This window comes from Fusicatenibacter sp., assembly GCF_977045365.1.
In genome coordinates this window covers 1-19,600 of record NZ_CDRRUH010000029.1, presented here as the reverse complement: position 1 = coordinate 19,600, position 19,600 = coordinate 1, and the positions used below count along the sequence as shown (strand labels likewise).

At 46.8% G+C, this 19,600-nt stretch carries 17 protein-coding genes; 5 read left to right on the top strand and 12 right to left on the bottom strand.

Annotated elements, in window-relative coordinates; all coding sequences use genetic code 11:
• Positions 1-9: 9 nt before the first annotated feature.
• The gene (locus tag ACY2VW_RS07955) at positions 10-939 is read right to left on the bottom strand and encodes a beta-ketoacyl-ACP synthase III (RefSeq protein WP_461877692.1); all 930 of its coding nucleotides are present in this window, start codon (positions 937-939) and stop codon (positions 10-12) included.
• Positions 940-1,182: 243 nt separating this feature from the next.
• Here ACY2VW_RS07955 and ACY2VW_RS07950 point away from each other — a divergent pair, with 243 nt between their 5' ends.
• Together ACY2VW_RS07950 and ACY2VW_RS07945 are read left to right on the top strand one after the other, a co-directional pair.
• Positions 1,183-2,604, top strand: coding sequence for a TldD/PmbA family protein (locus ACY2VW_RS07950; protein WP_461877691.1), 1,422 nt, complete (start codon positions 1,183-1,185; stop codon positions 2,602-2,604).
• Positions 2,604-3,884: a metallopeptidase TldD-related protein gene (locus ACY2VW_RS07945; RefSeq protein WP_461877690.1), complete on the top strand. Its 1,281-nt coding sequence runs from the start codon at positions 2,604-2,606 to the stop codon at positions 3,882-3,884. The genes ACY2VW_RS07950 and ACY2VW_RS07945 overlap by 1 nt, the downstream gene beginning before the upstream one ends.
• Before the next feature lie 139 nt (positions 3,885-4,023).
• Here ACY2VW_RS07945 and ACY2VW_RS07940 read toward each other — a convergent pair whose 3' ends face one another.
• The 6 genes from ACY2VW_RS07940 to ACY2VW_RS07915 form a co-directional block, all read right to left on the bottom strand.
• On the bottom strand, positions 4,024-4,665 hold the full coding sequence (locus ACY2VW_RS07940; protein WP_461877689.1) for an LPXTG cell wall anchor domain-containing protein: 642 nt from the start codon (positions 4,663-4,665) through the stop codon (positions 4,024-4,026).
• A gap of 132 nt (positions 4,666-4,797) precedes the next feature.
• On the bottom strand, positions 4,798-5,802 hold the full coding sequence (locus ACY2VW_RS07935; RefSeq protein ID WP_461877688.1) for an LCP family protein: 1,005 nt from the start codon (positions 5,800-5,802) through the stop codon (positions 4,798-4,800).
• Positions 5,792-6,562, bottom strand: a complete 771-nt coding sequence (srtB, locus tag ACY2VW_RS07930) for a class B sortase (RefSeq protein ID WP_461877687.1) — start codon at positions 6,560-6,562, stop codon at positions 5,792-5,794. The genes ACY2VW_RS07935 and srtB overlap by 11 nt, the downstream gene beginning before the upstream one ends.
• 38 nt (positions 6,563-6,600) lie before the next feature.
• Positions 6,601-7,335 carry a YveK family protein gene (locus tag ACY2VW_RS07925; protein ID WP_461877686.1) on the bottom strand — a complete coding sequence of 245 codons (735 nt, stop codon included), beginning with the start codon at positions 7,333-7,335 and terminating at the stop codon, positions 6,601-6,603.
• Between the two features lie 15 nt (positions 7,336-7,350).
• The gene (locus ACY2VW_RS07920) at positions 7,351-8,037 is read right to left on the bottom strand and encodes a CpsD/CapB family tyrosine-protein kinase (protein WP_461877685.1); all 687 of its coding nucleotides are present in this window, start codon (positions 8,035-8,037) and stop codon (positions 7,351-7,353) included.
• Positions 8,030-8,752, bottom strand: a complete 723-nt coding sequence (locus ACY2VW_RS07915; protein WP_461877684.1) for a CpsB/CapC family capsule biosynthesis tyrosine phosphatase — start codon at positions 8,750-8,752, stop codon at positions 8,030-8,032. The genes ACY2VW_RS07920 and ACY2VW_RS07915 overlap by 8 nt, the downstream gene beginning before the upstream one ends.
• Positions 8,753-9,085: 333 nt before the next feature.
• On the opposite strand from ACY2VW_RS07915, the gene gmd reads away from it, so the two are divergent.
• The 3 genes from gmd to ACY2VW_RS07900 are packed head-to-tail and all read left to right on the top strand — an operon-like array spanning position 9,086 to position 12,428.
• Positions 9,086-10,129 (top strand): GDP-mannose 4,6-dehydratase, encoded by a 1,044-nt coding sequence (gene gmd, locus ACY2VW_RS07910; protein ID WP_055228363.1) that lies wholly within the window; start codon positions 9,086-9,088, stop codon positions 10,127-10,129.
• Positions 10,130-10,151: 22 nt separating this feature from the next.
• Entirely contained in the window at positions 10,152-11,093 is a 942-nt protein-coding gene (locus ACY2VW_RS07905; protein ID WP_334296780.1) for a GDP-L-fucose synthase family protein, read from the top strand.
• A 12-nt stretch (positions 11,094-11,105) separates the two neighbouring features.
• The gene (locus tag ACY2VW_RS07900; protein ID WP_461877683.1) at positions 11,106-12,428 is read left to right on the top strand and encodes a sugar phosphate nucleotidyltransferase; all 1,323 of its coding nucleotides are present in this window, start codon (positions 11,106-11,108) and stop codon (positions 12,426-12,428) included.
• Between the two features lie 66 nt (positions 12,429-12,494).
• Here the strand turns inward: ACY2VW_RS07900 and ACY2VW_RS07895 are convergent, their stop codons facing one another.
• The 5 genes from ACY2VW_RS07895 to ACY2VW_RS07875 all read right to left on the bottom strand — a co-directional run bounded on the left by ACY2VW_RS07895 (position 12,495) and on the right by ACY2VW_RS07875 (position 19,468).
• A complete protein-coding gene (locus tag ACY2VW_RS07895; RefSeq protein WP_461877682.1) occupies positions 12,495-13,358 on the bottom strand; it encodes a helix-turn-helix domain-containing protein in 864 nt (287 codons plus the stop codon).
• A gap of 2 nt (positions 13,359-13,360) precedes the next feature.
• Positions 13,361-13,786, bottom strand: a complete 426-nt coding sequence (gene fucU, locus ACY2VW_RS07890) for an L-fucose mutarotase (RefSeq protein WP_055228359.1) — start codon at positions 13,784-13,786, stop codon at positions 13,361-13,363.
• 13 nt (positions 13,787-13,799) lie between these two features.
• Positions 13,800-16,688, bottom strand: a complete 2,889-nt coding sequence (locus tag ACY2VW_RS07885) for a fucose pyrophosphorylase domain-containing protein (RefSeq protein ID WP_461877681.1) — start codon at positions 16,686-16,688, stop codon at positions 13,800-13,802.
• Positions 16,689-17,060: 372 nt separating this feature from the next.
• Positions 17,061-17,228, bottom strand: coding sequence for a hypothetical protein (locus ACY2VW_RS07880; RefSeq protein WP_461877680.1), 168 nt, complete (start codon positions 17,226-17,228; stop codon positions 17,061-17,063).
• 44 nt (positions 17,229-17,272) lie between these two features.
• The gene (locus ACY2VW_RS07875; protein ID WP_461877679.1) at positions 17,273-19,468 is read right to left on the bottom strand and encodes an N-acetylmuramoyl-L-alanine amidase family protein; all 2,196 of its coding nucleotides are present in this window, start codon (positions 19,466-19,468) and stop codon (positions 17,273-17,275) included.
• Between the last annotated feature and the right edge of the window lie 132 nt (positions 19,469-19,600).

The following is a 19,600-nucleotide window of genomic DNA, read 5'->3' as shown; positions in this document are numbered from 1 at the left end:
GGGCGTTTCTTACCATTCCAGGTACGCCGCGCCCCAGATCAGTCCTGCTCCGAAACCGGAGAGAACGATTCTCTGTCCTTTTTGGGCTCTGCCGGACCGGTTCCACTCATCCAGCAGAATCGGAATGCTCGCCGCACACGTATTGCCGTATGCTTCGATATTCCGCGGAAATTTTTCTTTCGGTGCCTTCAGTCGTTTTGCCACGCCGTCGATGATGCGGCTGTTTGCCTGATGAAGGATAAAGGCATCAATCTCCTCGACCGGCACCTCGGCTTCTTTCAGCACCTCGCGGATGACTTCCGGCACACGGGATAAGGCAAACTGGAACACGGCACGGCCATCCATCTGCAGATACGTTCCCTTTTCGCAGGTCAGCGACACGCCTTTTTCTCCATCAGAATGGATCTTTTCGCACGCTTTTGTCTCCTGCTCCTCTGCCGTCAGCACAACGGCTCCCGCGCCGTCCCCGAACAGAATGCAGGTTCCGCGGTCACTCCAGTCCACCAGACGGCTCAGGGCATCCGCACCGATCAGCAGCACATTTTTTGCCTTGCCGCTCCGGATATACAGCTGGCCCAGTTCGTACACCGCAAGAAATCCGGTGCAGGCGGCGCTGACATCGAGACAGGCGGCACGGAAAGCTCCGATCTCATCCTGCACAAGACAGGCGGTATTCGGGAAGATGCTCTCCGACGAGGAGGTTCCAACGAGAATCAGATCCAGCTCTGTCGAGCAGATCCCTGCGTTTTCCAGCGCTCTTCGCGCCGCCTTTACTGCCATTTGGGCAACCGTCTCCTCTCCGGCTATGTGGCGCGCACCGATTCCTGTCCGCTCCCGGATCCAGACATCGCTCGTATCCACCATCTTTTCCAGATCTTCATTTTTCCATATCGTCTCCGGTACGTAAGAACCGGTTCCCACAATTCTGCCGTTTTTCACCTTACTGTCCTCTTGCTTATTTCATTCTCAAACATTTTTCTTTTCAAATGTTTTGATATTCAAAGTATATCATCAAAATTCATTTTGTCAACCTTTTTTTATTGCTTTTTCTATTTCCCACTTCTATAATGAAACTATGTTCGGGATTTTTTCAAAACTATTTTCCCGGATTCCATTATTTTGAGCCCCGGCACATGTTCTCTGCCGAACACTCCGGCAGGCTCCAGAAAGGACACCAAACTTATGCAGGTTCCAATGTCATCCTATCTTGTGGAAATCAAACCACAGATTCAGGAACTGATCCGTCTGCTCGAGCGCGAATTTGATTACGTCAGCGTACTCTGCACCGATGTCAAAGGTACGACCTACCGCGTCAGCATGCATCAGACCACCGTCAGCGATTATCACTTCTGTGAACGCGGCTTCGTTGTCCGTGCATGGCAGGACGGTTCCTACACCGAATATTCCTTCAACAACCTCACCGATGCCGCAGATCTTGCGGAGGAAATCACTTCCGCGCTGAAATCCGAATTTCAGGCATTAAAAGCACTCGGCATTGCACAGATGGAGTCCCCTCTCGTACAGGAAGAAGCCATCGCCAAAACCATGCAGAACGAAATCGAAATTGACCCGGAGACCGTCTCCGCCGCGGAGATTCTCTCCCATCTTCGGAAGCTCTGCGATGCCGGCGCTGCCCATAAGGGAATTCTGGAATTCCAGAGCACCGTCAGCTTCGCCCGTGTCAACAAGCTGTTCCTCTCCTCCAAAAAGGATCTGATGCAGTCCTACGCTTTCTCGGAGGGCTCCCTTTCCGCAATCGGCACAGAAAACGGAAAACAGAATATGTCGTACCGCTCCTGCTCCGGCCTGAAAGGCGTGGAAATCTTAAATGAGATGGATGCGATCGTTGAGGAGATCATCGCCGTTCTGTACGACAAGCTCCACTCCGATCCGATCACCCCTGGCATGTACGATGTCATCACCGCACCGGATGTCACCGGCGTGATTGCACACGAGGCCTTCGGCCACGGCGTCGAGATGGATATGTTTGTCAAAGACCGTGCACTCGCCAAAGAGTATATCGGCAAGCCTGTTGCCTCCCGGCTCTCCTCCATGCACGACGGCGCAGTCGGCGCACAGCAGGTCAGCAGTTATCTTTTTGATGATGAGGGAACGCCCGGCACCGACACCACGGTTATCGACCACGGCACACTCGTTACCGGCATCAGCGATCTGGTAAGCGCACTCCGCCTTGGCACCACGCCGACCGGAAACGGAAAACGCGAAAGCTTCGAGCGCAAAGTCTACTCCCGTATGACCAACACCTACTTCACCGCAGGCACAGACAAACTTGATGATATGATCGCCTCGATTGAGCACGGCTATCTTCTCGAGAGCGTTCAGTCCGGTATGGAGGACCCGAAACACTGGGGCATCCAGTGCATGGTCGGCCTTGGCCGCGAGATCAAAGACGGAAAGCTGACCGGAAAAGTCGTATCTCCTGTCACCCTGACCGGCTATGTTCCGGACCTCTTAAAGAGCATCTCCATGGTTTCCGACAAAGAAGAGCTCTTCGGCTCCGGCATGTGCGGAAAAGGCCACAAAGAATGGGTCAAAGTCAGCGATGGCGGCCCGTATCTGAAATGTAAAGTGAGGTTAGGCTGATGAACGAATTATACGATGTATTAAAAACAAGCAAAGCCAGCGACTTTCTGATCCGCGAAGAGCAGACCGAATCCCGCGAGGCATTTTTCATCGGTCAGAAGCTCGACATGAGCCGCGCGAAAAAAGTAACGCACACGTTTCTGACCGTCTTTGTCGACAGTGAGGACGGAAAATTCCGCGGAAGCGCAGAAAAAGAGATCCACCAGGGTATTTCCCGTGAAGAAATGCAGCAGGAAATTGACCAGGCGCTGTTCGCCGCACAGTTTGTGCAGAACCCATGGTACCCTGTTGCAGAGCCATCGGATGCCCAGGCAAACGCCGAAACGGCTGATGTTTCCCGCGATCTTACCGCCGAACTCGTAAAACTGGTGCAGGCAATGCAGGAAATCAAAGCCGAAGAGGATTCCCGTGTAAATTCCTATGAGATTTTTGTAAACCAGAAACTGACACACATCCGCAATTCCCGCGGTGTCGATGTCACCTTCTCCGGCTTTGACTGCGAGATCGAAGTTGTCACCAACTCCCGCAAGGGCGATCACGAGATCGAGATCTACAAAGACCTCCGCTTCTCCGATAAATTCGCCGAAGACATCATCGCCGAAGTGCGTGGCATGTTCCACAACGGCCGCCAGCGTCTGAGCGCGGTTCTGACCCGCCAGAACGAGCACGCCGATGTTCTCCTGACCGGAAACGCTGTCGGCAGCTTCTTCCAGTATTTTGCCATGCATACCAATGCTTCTTACCAGTACATGGGCGTTGCAAAGGCAAAAATCGGCGAAGCCATCACCGGTGCAGATGCGGATCCGCTGAACATCCGTCTCGTACCGACGCTCGACGGTTCTGCAAAAAACGCGCCATACGACGAAACCGGTATGCCGGTAACCGAGCGCGTTCTGTTTGAAAACGGCATCTGCCGCTCCTACTGGGGCAGCCTTCAGCATGCCCATTATATCGGCATGAAAGATACCACTTCCATGAACAACATGGTGGTTGAAGGCGGTTCGAAAACACTCGACGAGCTGCGCAGCATGCCGCATATAGAAATCACCGATTTCAGTGCGTTTGATATGGATGCCGTAAGCGGCACCTGCGGCGGTGAGATCCGGCTCGCGTATGAGAGCAACGGAACCACCTCCCATCCGACAACCAGCGGATCGCTTTCCGCACGTTATGACGATGTACTGAAAAATCTGACCTTCTCGAAAGAGACACAGCAGCTCAACAACCGCGTGGTACCGTGTGCGGTGCTGCTGCGGGGTGTGACGGTGGCGGGAGAATAACGTTTCCCCCAAAGGCGGCCAGTAACCGGCCTCCTCCGCATGAAAGCAAAATTGGCAACAAAAAGGAGCAGATCCGGTTTCCTGATGGAAATTTGGATCTGCTCCTTTTCGTTTGCTGTTCTGTTTTAAGCTCTGTTACTTATGCTCTTTTCTTTCTGTAAGTAACAACCATTCCTGCTGCTGCAGCAACTGCTACGATAGCAACCCATACCATGGTGTTTGCTTCGCCGGTTGCCGGAGAAGTGGTGCTTCCTACATTTTTAGCAGTGTTAGCATCTACGATGAATGCGAATGGGGAAAGAGAGTTTACAGTAAAGGTAATGGTTCCATTACCTGCTACAGCGTTAACATCTTCCCATTTTCCGTTTGTATAGTGAAGTACAGCTACTTTGGAAGCTTCGGTAACACCAGTAACTTTTACAGTAATTGTCAGTGGGAAAGTAACCTTTGCACCTTCCGGAACATACAGGTTACGGATGTCTACCAGTTCCATTCCCTCTTCAAATTTGTCACCCAGTGCTTCTTTTGCAATCGCTTCAAACTTTTCTTTGCTCTCTTTGATTTTTGCAACTGCTGCTTTCTCTTCCTCAGTGAAGTGCTGCTCAGCTTCTGCCTCGGATACAGTCTCCATTTTGATATCAACTGCATTTCCGTCTGCATCTTTTGCACTCTCAACTGCTGTTACCACACCGCTTACGCTTGGACTTGGTGCTGCAAATACATTTACTGCCATTCCAACAGTCATCACAGCGGCACAGAGTACTGCTACAAGTTTCTTCATGATTGATCTCCTCCTAACTCGCTTTTCTCAGAGTATTTTGAGGCTCTTGGTATCGCCCCCACCTTTATGCTTCCGGACCAGTCACACGAATGCAAACCAGATTCCCATTAAGCTGTAGCTATTATACCACGTTTATTTTTCTATGTAAAACATTTTTATGAGAATTTCCTGTAAACTTTCTTCATCTACATAAAATTCATCGTGTTCTCCCTGCTTCATCTCACCCTGCAGGTATTCTGTCTCATCTTCCAGGAATTCATAGCGGCCAAGCTGATTGATCTGGTCCGCACTTAAATCCGTTGCCATATACGGCTCCAGAATCGGCTCCAGCATTTTGTAGTAATCTCCCCCGGATCCAACTTTCTTTCGAATAGACTGGATCAGCGCCGGAATATACTGCATCTGCCGCTGCATACGGCCATTGTTGCTTCCGAGAACCGTAATATCCCGCTTCCGCACATATTTCTCTGCCTGCTCCCCATTCAATGTAAGGGTTGTACCTGCGGTAAATGCAGGATCAATATCGGTATAATCTTCCGGAACCGTCACAGTCACACCGCCGACCGCATCATTTAAAATAGAAATTGCCGACAGATTCAAGGAAAGATAGCCATCAATCGGCAGATCATACAGCAGCTCCGAAACAGTCTTCTTGGTTGCAAAGCAGCTGCTCTGTACTCCATTTCCATAGGCATACTGCGTCGCAATCTGTGCCTGAACCGTCGTATAATATTTTCCCGATACATCAAACAGATCCACATCTGTCATCGTGTCACGGGACACCTGCAGAACTCTGGCCGTCTCATTACTCTTGTCCAGTGAAATCACCATCAGGCAGTCTGCCTGTCCGGAAGTTCCCGGCATATTGGACAGCGAAACTTCCGCATCTTTATCAATACCCATAAAAAGAACATTGGTCAGATTTTTATTATATACATATTCTTTTCCATTATAAAAAATACTATCCGATGTATCGTTTTCTGCACTTCCGCTGTTCATCGTTTCTTCTGTCTGTTTCTTGTTCAACCGGTTCAGCGAAACATTTTGATACAGATACCATAAAACAGCCGCAGCAATCAGAACGATTGCTGCGGTGAGTATCGTGATCAACATGGTCTTTTTGGTTTTACTGCTCATTTTTTAACACTGCCTCCAAAAGAAAACGCTGGTCATCATTGCCATTGCAGGTAGATAACGTAAGAATCCGATCTTCTGTCCCAACCTGCACATCATCACGAAAATGTGTCGAAAAGTTTCGCACATTCTGTATGGAATCCAGATATGCCTGACGTCCCTCTGCGCTGGAAAAATCAAAGCTGTTTAAAATATGACGATTATCATAAGTGACAGCTGCGAAGATCTCATAGGTAAAAATGTGATCTGGTGTATAAATATAGATCTCCGGATGCGCTGCCATGTACTCCGGATCTGCATACTGTGTCAGAGTTCCGAACATGGTTCCATTTTTCATCTTATGGCCATAAATTACTGTATTGTAATCACTGAAATCCATGCTTGTCTGCGTTTCCGTATAAATGGAACCTGGCAGTCCCTCTGCTCCATCGATGGTGTGATTCAAATAATAAGAATCATCTCCGATTCTCTGTGCAACAGGATAATCAATCGCTGTATCCGGAATCTGAATCCATGCATAAATTTCTGAATTTTCTGCCTGCAGCGATGCAAAATCAATCGGTATCACCGGTTTTTCTGCCTCTTCCGTTGGAGCTGCTGTGCTTTCCAGTGTCGGAGCTGCTGTCTCTTCCGGTGTTGGCGTCGGCGTTGCCATTTCTGTTACGTGCGCTTCTTTTGCAAGATCTTCATATTTTTTCTTTTCACTCTGAAGTTTGACCGTATATCCGATTCCAACTGCCACTGCACAAAGAAAAATGATCAAAAAAACATAAAAGCTTTTCTTTCTTCCGTTCTTCATTTTCAGTCTTTTCTTTTCTTCTCTTTTCTGGATTTGCGTTTATTTCCGAAATCCGGAACAACAACCAGTGTGTTAAGTCCAAGATAATTTTCAACATCTTCCGCTGTTTTGATATTATCGTTCATAACTGTCTGCAATGTCAGAATTGCCAGAATCAAGACAAGTCCAAGCAGAAAACCTTTTTCTGTATTCTTTACAATATTCGGGCTGACCGGTGCTTGGGCTGGCTCTGCATCTTCTACAGTTGTCGGCGGATCTGATTTCGTGATCTCTGCCATCTGATCCTTTGTCGCATCTGCAACGCAGTTTGCAACGATACTTGCATCTTCCGGATCAGTGCTGACAGCCCTAATGACCAGGATACGAGTTTCCTGGTTGCTGACACTGATCATACTGAGAACCTGACTTCTGGTAAATTCTTTTCCCGTCTTTTCTTTAATTTTTTCTATCGCCTGATCAATAACAGGATTACTCTTTGCAATTACCGAAAAATCGCCTGCCAGTGCATCGCCAAGCTGAATATCGACCATAGATGTTACACTGGTCGTTTTGGAAAGCACATACAGCATTGCGGTAGATTCATACTTTGGCGTAATCAGAAAGCTGCTTACCGAAAACGCAATCACAGCACCTGCTAATGCTCCAAGCAAAAGCAGCCACCATTTTTTCACATAGACAAAAAACAGCTCTTTCAGGTCTATGACATCATTCTGCTGGTTTTCTTTTCTTGTCTCCATCTTCAACCTCTTTCCCTAGTAATTTCCATAACCATATTCTTTGTATTTTCCATATTTGCCGTAATATCCATTCGATTTTACATCTACCTTATTTAAAACGACACCAAGAATATTCTCATTTGAAGATCGAATCTGTTCTACGGCAGATTTTGCCTCTGCTCTCGAAATTGCATCTGATTTTACAACCAGTACTGTTCCATCGCATTTTTTTGCAACAACTGCTGCATCAATCACGTTTCCGATCGGCGGTGTGTCTATAATAACATATTGGAATACATCTTTCACTGCCTGAATCAGTTTACTGAATCGATCATTGCCCAATAACTCTGTTGGATTCGTTGGAAAAACACCCGCCGGAATCATATAGAGATTTGTTTTATTTGTCGCACAAATGGTATCATTGATATTACACTGGCCGGACAGCACATGGCTGAGTCCCTTTATTTTCTCCTGAATTCCAAGTCTGTTCAGCAGAACTGATTTTCTAAGATCTGCATCAATCAGAAGCGTTTTCTTTCCGTTTTCTGCAAACGCACTGGCCAGCTCGTATGCTACTGTCGATTTTCCATCGTTCGGAGCACAGCTTGTAACGGCAATGACACGGTTTTCAATGCCGGTAAACTCAATGTTGGTACGCAGTGTTCTGTAGATTTCTCTTTCCTGGCTGCTGATCTCTTCCACTGTGATCTCTAGTCTATTCACCGATTTTTTCTCCTTTAAGTATTTTTTTTGCATTCCTGCTGCAAAGCATCTGAGCTTTTTCAGCCCCTGCCTTCTTTTTCAGATACGCTGCACATGCTTTCATCTGCGGCGGTCTTGATGAAATATTATGGGCGTCCGTACCGACGAAATGCACCAGATCTTTTCTTATCAGTTTCATTAAATAATGTTTCGTTCGAAATCCGGCTTTTCCAATGACACTCTCCGCATTTACCTGAATGTACGCACCAAGCTCCACCAGTTCCTCTACACGATCCATTTTCTTCAGCGCCTCGTAACGCTCAATGTGTGCCAGAACCGGCAGATACCCTGCCGCCCAGAGATCCTGCACCGCCTGCCGAATATATGGATAATCCACATAAACTGGAAACTCTGCCAGCACATACTGTGTCCCATTCAGCGTCAGTGCCCTGCCTTCCCGCAGTCTCTGAACCATTTTGGAATCATAATAAAGTTCTTCCCCAAGATACAGCTTTAACCGGGGACTCACCTTTTCCGCCATAAGGCAGGCCTTTCGGTAAGCCGCATAACGTTTCTGCGTCGTCTCGTCTGACATCGTACTTTTGTAATGCGGTGTCAGAATAACCGCCCGAATGCCCTCTTCATATGCCATCTGCAGCATCTGAAATGTCATGTCCGAGTCCTGCGAACCATCGTCCACCCCCGGCATGGAATGATTATGCACATCAATTAGCATGAACTTTAATTCCTTGTTTTGCAACTTGTTTTTTTGCTTCTGTATGACATTATTATAAAATCTCATACAGATTTTAGTTTATCATTCCTGTTCTTATGTGTCAAGTTCTGCATTTATCATTTCCCACCATTTTTCCAAATTTGACTTATCCATGAACTAGTGCCTCAGAAAAGGAAATCAAACCACTTCTGACCGAATAAACCAATATAATGCTATCACCCCCCAAAATATCCTCTCCCATTTCTCCCCATCTTCCGTTAAACTACATACACAAGCAACTAATACGGAGATTTTTCTCCACACTACACATTATGGAATAGAGAGGATTTTCGAATGAAAAAAGCACTTATCACCGGTATCACTGGTCAGGACGGCTCTTATCTTGCGGAGTTTCTGTTAGAAAAAGGTTATGAGGTTCACGGTATCACCCGTCGTGCTTCGCTTGCAAATACGGCTCGTATCGAGCATATTATGGATAAAATCACACTGCATGACGGTGATCTTTCTGATTCGTCATCGCTGATTCGTATTATCAATATTGTCCAGCCGGATGAGATTTACAACCTGGCTGCACAGTCTCATGTACAGGTTTCTTTTGATGTTCCGGAGTATTCCGGCGATGTAGACGCACTTGGTGTTCTTCGTATTCTGGAAGCATGCCGCATTCTTGGCCTTACCAAGAAGACAAAAGTTTACCAGGCATCTACTTCTGAATTATATGGAAAAGTAGAGGAAGTTCCGCAGCGCGAGACAACCCCGTTCCACCCATACAGCCCGTATGCAGTAGCAAAACAGTATGGCTTCTGGATCGTGAAAGAGTACCGCGAAGCATACGGCATGTTCGCTGTCAATGGTATTCTGTTCAACCATGAGTCTGAGCGCCGCGGCGAGAACTTCGTTACCCGTAAAATCACACTGGCTGCCGGAAGAATCGCAGAAGGCATTCAGGATCATCTCGAACTTGGAAACATGGACTCCCTGCGTGACTGGGGTTATGCAAAAGATTATGTGGAATGCATGTGGATGATTATGCAGCATGAAACACCGGAGGATTTCGTCATCGCAACCGGCGAACAGCATACCGTACGTGATTTCACTGAAAAAGCATTCGCTGCAAACGGCATTACCATCCGCTGGGAAGGCACCGGTCTGGAAGAAAAAGGCTACGATGCAGAAACTGGCAAAATGCTGGTATGTGTCAATCCGGAATGGTTCCGTCCGACCGACGTTGATAACCTCTGGGGCGATCCGACCAAGGCCAAAACCGTTCTTGGATGGAATCCGCAGAAAACAACGTATGCTGAATTAGTAGAAATTATGGCAAAGCATGACCGTCAGCTTGCAAAACAGGAAAAAGCCATGAAAGCCGCACTTTAATTTAGGAGATGCAAATATCATGATGGAAAAAAATGCAAAAATTTATGTAGCCGGACACCGTGGAATGGTTGGTTCCGCGATTGTAAGAGAACTGAAACGCCAGGGTTATGAAAATATCATTACCCGTACCCACAAAGAACTGGATCTCTGCCGTCAGGATGCTGTCGAGGCATTTTTCGCAGAGGAAAAACCGGAATATGTCTTCCTCGCTGCTGCAAAAGTAGGCGGCATCGTTGCAAACCAGGAAGCACTGGCAGATTTCATGTACGATAACATGACACTGGAAATGAATGTCATCCACTCTGCATGGAAAAACGGCTGTAAAAAACTGGAGTTTCTTGGATCCTCCTGCATTTACCCGCGTATGGCACCGCAGCCGATGAAGGAAAGCTGCCTGCTGACTTCCGAACTGGAAAAAACAAACGAGGCTTATGCACTTGCAAAAATCTCCGGCTTAAAATACTGTGAGTTTCTGAACCGTCAGTACGGAACCGATTATATTTCCGTTATGCCGACCAATCTTTACGGGCCAAACGATAACTATCATCCAACCCACAGCCACGTACTTCCTGCGCTGATCCGCCGCTTCCATGAAGCAAAGGTTAACCATCTGCCGGAAGTCACCTGCTGGGGCGACGGCTCTCCGCTGCGTGAATTTCTGTATGTCGATGACCTTGCAAATCTCTGTGTCTTCCTGATGAACAACTATTCTGGAAACGAGACCGTAAACGCCGGAACCGGAAAAGAACTGACCATCAAAGAGCTGACAGAGCTTGTTGCAAAAGTAATCGGTTATAATGGAAAAATCAATTGGGACAGCACAAAGCCAAATGGTACTCCAAGAAAACTGCTCGACGTATCCAAAGCAACCGCTCTTGGCTGGACCTACAAAACCGAGCTGGAAGACGGTATCCGTCTCTCCTACGAGGATTTCCTGAATAACCCGATGCGTGCAGAAAGATAACGGAGAAACTTTATGAATATCGTTTTATTATCCGGCGGCTCCGGCCAGCGCCTGTGGCCGCTTTCCAATGATATCCGTTCCAAGCAGTTTATCAAAATTTTCCATACGGCAGATGGTGAACTGGAATCCATGGTACAGCGCGTTTACCGCCAGATCCGTACGATCGACAAGGATGCCACAGTAACCATCGCAACCTCAAAATCGCAGGTCTCCGCCATCCACAATCAGTTGGGCGAAGATGTCGGCATCAGCGTTGAGCCTTGCCGCCGCGATACCTTCCCGGCCATTGCGCTTGCCGCTGCCTATCTGAAGGATGTAAAGGGAATTTCCGAGGACGAGCCTGTCGTTGTCTGCCCGGTTGACCCTTACGTGGAAATTGATTATTTTGATGCCTTAAAAGACCTCGGCGCCCGGGCGGCTTCCAGTGACGCCAACCTGGTTCTGATGGGTATTGAACCGACCTATCCAAGTGAAAAATACGGATACATTATTCCAGACACCCCGGCTTCTGTCAGCACGGTGTCCATGTTCAAAGAGAAACCGACCAAAGAAATTGCAGAACAGTACATTTTCCAGGGTGCTCTTTGGAACGGCGGTGTTTTTGCTTTCCGTCTTGGTTATGTTTTGAAGCGCGCTCATGCATTAATTGATTTCGAAAACTACGAGGATCTTTTCAACAAATATGAAACGTTAGACAAAATCAGCTTTGATTACGCAGTGGTAGAACATGAGGACCGTATCGAAGTGATGCGTTTCTCCGGTATGTGGAAAGACCTTGGAACCTGGAATACTCTGACTGAGGCCATGGACAGCCACAATGTCGGCGAAGCACTGTTTAACGAAACCTGCCGAAATGTACACGTAGTCAACGAGCTGAATCTTCCCGTACTCTGTATGGGACTGAAAGACATTGTAGTTTCTGCAAGCCCGGACGGCATCCTGGTTTCCGACAAAGAGCAGTCCAGTTACATCAAGCCCTTTGTCAATACACTGGATCACCGCGTTATGTTTGCAGAAAAATCCTGGGGCAGTTTCCGCATTCTGGATATCGAAAAAGAAAGTCTTACGATTAAAGTAACTTTAAATCCAGGTCATCAGATGAACTACCACAGTCATGATTTCCGCAATGAAGTCTGGAACGTTATTTCCGGCACAGGACGTGCCGTGATCGACGGCGTTGTTTACAATGTTCACGCCGGTGACACACTGCAGATGAATGCAGGCAGCAAACATACCATTTTTGCTGATACGGAACTGCAGATCATTGAAGTCCAATTCGGAAAAGACATCAATGTACACGATAAACATAAATACGATCTGCCGTCCCTTTTCTAAATTGTAATGAAAAACCGCAAACCATTTTCTGCCCGATCTGCTGAAAATGATTTGCGGTTTTCTGTTTTACCATTTTTTCCGGTATTCTCCCGGACTCATTCCTTCTATTTTTCGAAAACGGCGCGCCAGATAATTTGCATCATTCATTCCGATTGCGGCACTGATTTCATCCACCGTCAGATCAGTAAAGCGAAGCAGATTTTTCGCCTGCGTAATCCGTCTCGTTTCCAGATAAGAAATGATTGTCACACCATATGTTTCTTTAAATATCTTCGTCAGATAATATTTATTAATATAAAATTTCTGTGACAGCAGTTCCAGTGTAATATGTTCCTTATAATTTTCATCCAGATAACTTTTCACCTTTTCCATGCTCATCCGTTTTCTGGCATGCGCAGCGCGTCCCTGTTCCGGATGCCAGGAATTCTTCATCAGAATCCAAAGCAGGCGGTTTAAAATCTCATTAATTTTCATATCCCGCACATAACTGTCCGATCCTGCCGCAGAATACAGGTCTGTCATAACTTCTACCAGTTCTTCCATTTCCTTGGGATGAAAAACCGGCTGTCCGCCGCGCTCCTGATACTTTTTGTAAATATCAGGCATAGTATGACCGTAAAAATGACACCACTGCAAGGTCCACAAATCTGCCGATGTCGCATGGGAATACGGTTTTCTGCAGTCGATGAAAACACAGTCTCCGGAATGCAGCGCATACGTTTTCCCATTGTAATTCAGCTCTCCTGACCCCGATGTTACCGAAAAGAACAGATACGAAGCCAGATGCTCTCGATGAGACGTATGCGCCGCCAGTGCATGGAGTGAACCTGTTTCCTGCAAATACAGAAGTGAAGTTCTGGCAAATTCCGACGGTGTATATAAAATACGCTGCGACGACACCGAATGGGACGACGAAGCAAAATACTCCATTCCTATCTTACCACACCTTTTTTCAGAATCATATTGGCATACTGTGCCGTCTCACCCGTTGCCACAACACAATAGGCTTCTTTTGCACGCTCATAGTAGGCAAAGCGTTCCATCGTATGTACTTTTGCTTCCGGTTCGTATCGATTCAGAACCGCTTTATACTCATCCCAGATCGGTGTCTGAACCGGATCTCCCGGCACCACTTCCATCAGTACAAAATGATCCTCATCGTACTGATCCAGCGGGAACAGCTGCAAAACGGCATCCAGCAGCTCTACTGCACCGATTCCGTCTGCACGCACGATTCGTTTTCCTGTACTGACCGTTGGAAAATTCGCATCGGCAAATACAATCTCATCTCCATGTCCCATTTCATCCAGTACTTTTAACAGTTCCGGTGATAATAACGGTGATATTCCTTTTAACATCTTTTTCCTCCTTCTACGCCAGGGAACAGCTCCATACATCTACACCGCTGTCCTGGAAAACTTCGCGCAGCCGTTTCCGCACATCTTCCTGCGTTACGCCCTTTTTCAGCACTACCTGAAGGAAACCGCCTCCGCCGGCACCGCAGATCATCTTTCCATCGATCAGATCTTCCACGGAATGGAAAATCATGTCAATACATGTATTAGTACAGCCCGCATCGAGCTTCTTTGATAATTCCCAGTGCTGATTCAAAAGCGCTGCAAATCCATCGATATTTCCTTTTTCCAGTTCAAACCGCATCAGAACCGCTGTCTGCTGGATCTCATATAAGACATCCACCGCATCCTCGATTCCTCCGACGTATCTTCCAACGACATCCCGCAGCAGATTTCTCGCCAGTCTGCGCTGTCCGGAATAGATCAGGCAGAAACGCTCATCGAGTTCTTTTCTTGTTTTTTCACTGATTTTACACGGCACACACGTAATTCTCTGCCGGATCGCCGGTTCACTCGAAACCATCTTGATTCCAGGTGCCAGACCTCCGACCTGATCCTGCCATCCTCCGCCAGTCGACATGATCTGTTCCATACAGAGAACACGGTCATACAGCTCTTCGTCCGTTACCTCTTTTCCCAGCATCTCATACAATGCTTTTACGCAGGCGCCCGCCAGAATTGAGGATGTTCCAAGGCCGGAACCGCGTGGAATATTAATCACCTGTGTGGAAAGATACAGACCGCTTCCCAGATTTTTCGTAATCTCCTGCACCGAAACCGGCTCTTTATATGGAATAACGCCGCATGCGATCAGAGCTGCTTTGTGCAGTGCAAATGGATCGTAAGGGTTGCTGGAATCCTGTAAACTGGAAATCTCGGTAAATGTCTGCTCTGCCCCGCTGTCCGCGCTCGCAAGAATAATCACCGGCTGATCAACTTTTTTAACCACGACTTCGATCGGGCAGTTTCCATCCAGCATAACAGCCGCATTCAGCACCGTTCCGCCATGCTCCATACAGTACGGCGGCGTATCGCTCCAGCCGCCTCCCCAGTTCACACGGACCGGAAGATTTACAGTCACCTGATTTTTGCCCATCTTTGCATCTGCATCATAGCAAAGACCTTTTACTGCCCCGGCAAGAATACCGCTGCTGATGGTTGCGAAGCAGAAATCCATATATTTTTCCTCAAAGCAGGACAGAACATAATAAATTCTGATTTTTCTGCTGAACTGTTCCAGCTCCGTCTCGCTTAATCTCTGTGCTTCTTTCAGGAGTTCTGCCTTGATCCGTTCCGAAATGCCATCCCGCATTTCTTCTACCAGTCTGGTCAGGTTTTCCTTCCTGTCGATCGCCTCCAGAATCTCTTCCAGTTCTACTTTATCCGATACCTTTTCCTGCCACGGTAACAGTGCAGAAAGATCTGCCTGGTTAAAACTGTCTTTCAGTGAAATTCCATCTTCCCGAATCGGAAAACCTTCTTTCCAGGCCTCCAGTGTCTGATGTACCGCTTCTTCCATTGACGCACACACCGGATAAATCGGCGCTTCCCAAAGCGGCACCGGTAATTCTTTTCCAAACAAAGATGCTTCCTTCGGATTGTCAGAAACACCGTACATACGGACAACAAATTTTCCATTCAGCAGTTTCAAGCCATGCAGAACGGTGTGATCCGGAATCGCCTGACCATCTAATGTCACGCCGGAAATCACACATTCTTTTCCTATCTGTGATTTGTGACGAATCATGCTGTCTTCCAGATAACTTCCAACCCCAATCTCCGCTGCCGGACTCACATAACTGTTTGATACAGCAAAGTTCTGTTCTGCACGATTCGTATGAATATGCGACGACCATCCCAGATAACAGAACTCCTCCATTCGTTCTGTCATAAGTTCCCGCAGTTCTTTTGTCGTACCAAAGTGAATAAATGCAGCAGGTGACATTCGGATCAGCTTCATCTGGTACGGATGCAGTACACTCCACAGTTCGGTCCGGCACTGCTCCAGTTCCGGTGTAAAATCTCCTTCCGGTGTTTCTTTATAATACTGCTCGAGTGTGGAATCCGATGCCAGCGGATACAGGAAATCCGCATAAAAAGAAAGCCGGGTACGCTCATTTACATAAGCCGCAAATTTTTCTTTCGTATCTACCAGCTGATACAGTGCCTGCAGCATTTCGCTGTCAAAGATTACGGCTCCGGTATCAATATCTACATTCCCCTGATCATCCGAAGCCCCAAGGCTCTGCAGCTGCTCCACTGTTTTTTTATGCAGGAAACCGCCTACATTTCCTTCCCCATCCACGCGGTAAACGCCATGATTTTTTCCAATTTCCGCTGGTTCCTTAATCGAAAGTGCGGCAGCACCTTTTCCATAAAAATCAATCTGCAGCGGATTGAACAGCAACAGTACATCTCCCGAGCATACCAGCATTCCTGCATTCATTCGTGCAGCAACACCGCTCATGGAAATCATAAATTCATCAAACAGGGTAGAACGTTTTCCATTCGGTAAAACACGCGGCACCGGCGAAAATAACTTTCCGCAGGCAGAATACTGCGGCACACGCTTACTGTCGCCGCCGGAATGGATCACCAGAATCCGCTGATTTTCGAATGAACCTGCATTCTCATGAACGTAACGCAGAACATTCAGTGTAGCGCCGCCGCTTCCTACCCGTTTTCCGTCCGGATCCGGAAGCACTGCATAATGCGTCGATGCCGGAAGCATATTATGATCCAGACGATACTGAATCTGTGTACGGTATGATGCAGCCTGTTCCTCATTGGAAGCTGTAAGAATCACATAATCCCATAATGGCAGATTCGGTGCTTCCAGAAGCGCGGTATACTGATTTGTGCAGTCAATGTAGGACTGCTGTAAAAATAGAGTTTTGTGTGACATGTCTTTTCTTTGTTCCTTACTTTATCATTGTAGTATTAATTTCTGTCCCTCTCCAGGGCACGTTGTTTTCAAAATATATGTTGAAACACTTGTAATTTAGTATATCATAGATTCCGTCAAAAATCTTCCTTTTCTTATTACATTTATTATTTAACGCCTGTATTTTTGCGTGAAGTAATTATCTGACAAAAGATTTTCAAAAGAGCACAGCCAAAGCAAACTCCATGTACATAGTCTCCCTGTCGGAAACTCTGGTTACATTTCATTCTACTTCGGCTGTGCTCACAATCGGTTTCTTTCTCAAATATTCACTTTTTTCTTCTGACAGTCAACCCCAAAGAGAGGTAATTTTCTATCATTTATCTTTGATCTTCACATCAATAGCTCAGATTCCATCCTCATCTTCTGCATCATAATCTCTTCCATTTGGAAACATAACTGAATATCTGAGAATTCATCCACCATTTCATCATACTCTTCTTTTACCTCTTCGTAGGAAGAGTTTTCATCTGACTCATGCCCCCAATGGTTCTCATCCATTTTATCTGCCCTGGAGCTTCTTTTACGGGTTTCCGTTTAATCTTTTATTCTACAAGTTTTCCTTCCGAGAATACACAGCGTTTTCCTGCCAGGTAATGCACGCCTTCGTATCCGGCACCGAACCTATCAAAATAGTATGTATCATTCCAGGATTTATACTGCTGTTCGGTCAGGAGTGCTCCGCCGGATGCTGCATGGTAAGTGCTTCCATACATGTTGAAGGTTACGTTGTCATACATCCTTCCGTCTTCGTCAAATCCATAGTATTTTCCGTTGATCATCACAACGTTATCCTTTACCACCTGGCCGTCTAATGCATAGTAGTAATAGCCGTCTACCAGGGTCCACTGGTTGTTCACCATGTCATGCTGAACTCCCTTGGAATCTATAACGTACAGATTTCCAAACTGATCTTTGACTGCTGCATTCTTCAACAGACGTCCATTCTCGAAGAAACAGGTGACTCCGTTGACCTTGTGGCTGCCTTCGTATCCGATACCGTTGGCATCGAAATAGTAAACATCGCCGTTTCCAGCCGTCCATGATCCGTTTCTCACCAGTTTTCCATCTGCCTGTGCATGGTACATTCCATGGTTGTCACCTTCTGTATCCAGATAGAAAGTACGGTTGGTGTACATCCGGCCGTCGCTGTCGAATCCATAATAAGCGTTTCCGATCTTACGGATTGTACTCTTTGCCGCAACGCCATTGACAGCATAATACCAGTATCCGTCTACCTGCGTCCAGCCGTTGCGGTTTGCTTTTTTCAGCACACCGTTTCCATCTGCAATCCCGAGAGCTCCATCTTCCATGGTCAGACTTTTATTGACAGCCATGATGCCTCTTTCAAAATAGTAATTCTTTCCGTTGACTGTCTTCCATCCTTCCAGTGCCTGTCCGTTGTCATCAAAATACAGCCAGCCATAGTCACTGCCGTAATGGATTTTCCGAACACGCATCTGTTTCCAGGCATTCGTCAGCATGGTTCCGTCTGCTGCGGCTCCGACAATACCATACTCCTCATTTTCCACAGCCACGCCGCTTACCATTCTTCCTTCTGAATCGAAGATATAATTCTTACCCTTGATCTCGAATCTGCCGGAAGTGATCAGTTTTCCTTCGTATACGTAGTACCATTCCTTATCTACCTGCGTCCAGCTGTTGTTGGCAAGCTGAACCACTTTTCCATTATCGGCGGCTGCATAATTGGTATCACCTACCTGGAACGAAGTACTCTGCAGCATCCATCCCTGTTGAAAATAACGCTGAATACCATTTACCGTGCGGAATCCTTCCACACCCTTTCCTTTCTCATCAACCATGTAGGTTCCATAAGCCAGCTCATAGATCTTATTTTTCTGTACCTTTCCGTCGGCATCCACAATCACAGAAACTTCATCCCCGTAGTAGCTGTCCCGGACATAGTCGAGCAGACTGTTCGTTGTCATATGTCCCTCATAATTAAAGAAATACGTAACACTGCCGATCGTCTCCAGCTTGCTGCTTACTACCTCGCCATTCTTGACATAATACCAGTAGTTTCCAACTTTGTTCCATTTTTCTTTCAGCTCATATGCCTTGCCGTCTCCATCAGCCGCATAGTTCTTTCCATTCACTTTCAGGAACGTGCTTCTGTAAAGATTGCAGTCTGTGCCGAACAGATACTTCACGCCATTGATGGTCTGAACACCCTGTCCCAGTGCTTTTCCGTCTTTTCCGACATAAAGCGTACCAAAGGACTCGTCCCATACCCACTTGTTTGTGTACAGTTCACCGCTCTCGGAAGCATATCCCCAGAACATACTTCCGTCTTCCATACTAAGTCCAAACATTCCGTCCGTGGCCATTCTTCCCAGATGATCAAATGCATAATACTTTCCGGAAATCTGTACGACCTCGTCTCTGGCAAGCCCATCATTCTTCACATAATACCAGTATCCCTCTGTATTCACCCAGCTGTTGTTTTTTGCAGTAATCAGAGTTCCGTCCGATTTTGCCACATAGAACGTATCGTACGTATTGATTCCTCTGCTGACCTGCATGATGCCATCGTCGAAATAATATTTCTTTCCGTTGATCGTCTGTACACCATTGACGCTCTCGCCGTTTTTATCAAAGTAATACCAGTTCTCTCCGTCCTCCATCCATGCATTTACAACCAGCACACCAGTATCCTTCGCATAATAGGTATGATGCTCGTCATCCTGGCCCGTCCGCATAAAGAATCCATTTCTCTCCATTGCTCCGTAAGTAGGTAATCATCCGTACCTGTTATCCTCGATTTTTTTCTGATATACTCTCCTCAAAACCTGAAAGGATTGTATCATCATGAAAAAAGACGAAAAACTTATTCTTTGGACAGAACGTCTGCA

Coding starts and splice junctions, on each gene's coding strand:
- ACY2VW_RS07950 (WP_461877691.1), top strand. CDS start 1,183: ATGCAGGTTCCAATGTCATCCTATCTTGTGGAAATCAAACCACAGATT.
- ACY2VW_RS07945 (WP_461877690.1), top strand. CDS start 2,604: ATGAACGAATTATACGATGTATTAAAAACAAGCAAAGCCAGCGACTTT.
- ACY2VW_RS07940 (WP_461877689.1), bottom strand. CDS start 4,665: ATGAAGAAACTTGTAGCAGTACTCTGTGCCGCTGTGATGACTGTTGGA.
- ACY2VW_RS07935 (WP_461877688.1), bottom strand. CDS start 5,802: ATGAGCAGTAAAACCAAAAAGACCATGTTGATCACGATACTCACCGCA.
- ACY2VW_RS07925 (WP_461877686.1), bottom strand. CDS start 7,335: ATGGAGACAAGAAAAGAAAACCAGCAGAATGATGTCATAGACCTGAAA.
- ACY2VW_RS07915 (WP_461877684.1), bottom strand. CDS start 8,752: ATGCTAATTGATGTGCATAATCATTCCATGCCGGGGGTGGACGATGGT.
- gmd (WP_055228363.1), top strand. CDS start 9,086: ATGAAAAAAGCACTTATCACCGGTATCACTGGTCAGGACGGCTCTTAT.
- ACY2VW_RS07905 (WP_334296780.1), top strand. CDS start 10,152: ATGGAAAAAAATGCAAAAATTTATGTAGCCGGACACCGTGGAATGGTT.
- ACY2VW_RS07900 (WP_461877683.1), top strand. CDS start 11,106: ATGAATATCGTTTTATTATCCGGCGGCTCCGGCCAGCGCCTGTGGCCG.
- ACY2VW_RS07895 (WP_461877682.1), bottom strand. CDS start 13,358: ATGGAGTATTTTGCTTCGTCGTCCCATTCGGTGTCGTCGCAGCGTATT.
- fucU (WP_055228359.1), bottom strand. CDS start 13,786: ATGTTAAAAGGAATATCACCGTTATTATCACCGGAACTGTTAAAAGTA.
- ACY2VW_RS07885 (WP_461877681.1), bottom strand. CDS start 16,688: ATGTCACACAAAACTCTATTTTTACAGCAGTCCTACATTGACTGCACA.
- ACY2VW_RS07880 (WP_461877680.1), bottom strand. CDS start 17,228: ATGGATGAGAACCATTGGGGGCATGAGTCAGATGAAAACTCTTCCTAC.
- ACY2VW_RS07875 (WP_461877679.1), bottom strand. CDS start 19,468: ATGGAGAGAAATGGATTCTTTATGCGGACGGGCCAGGATGACGAGCAT.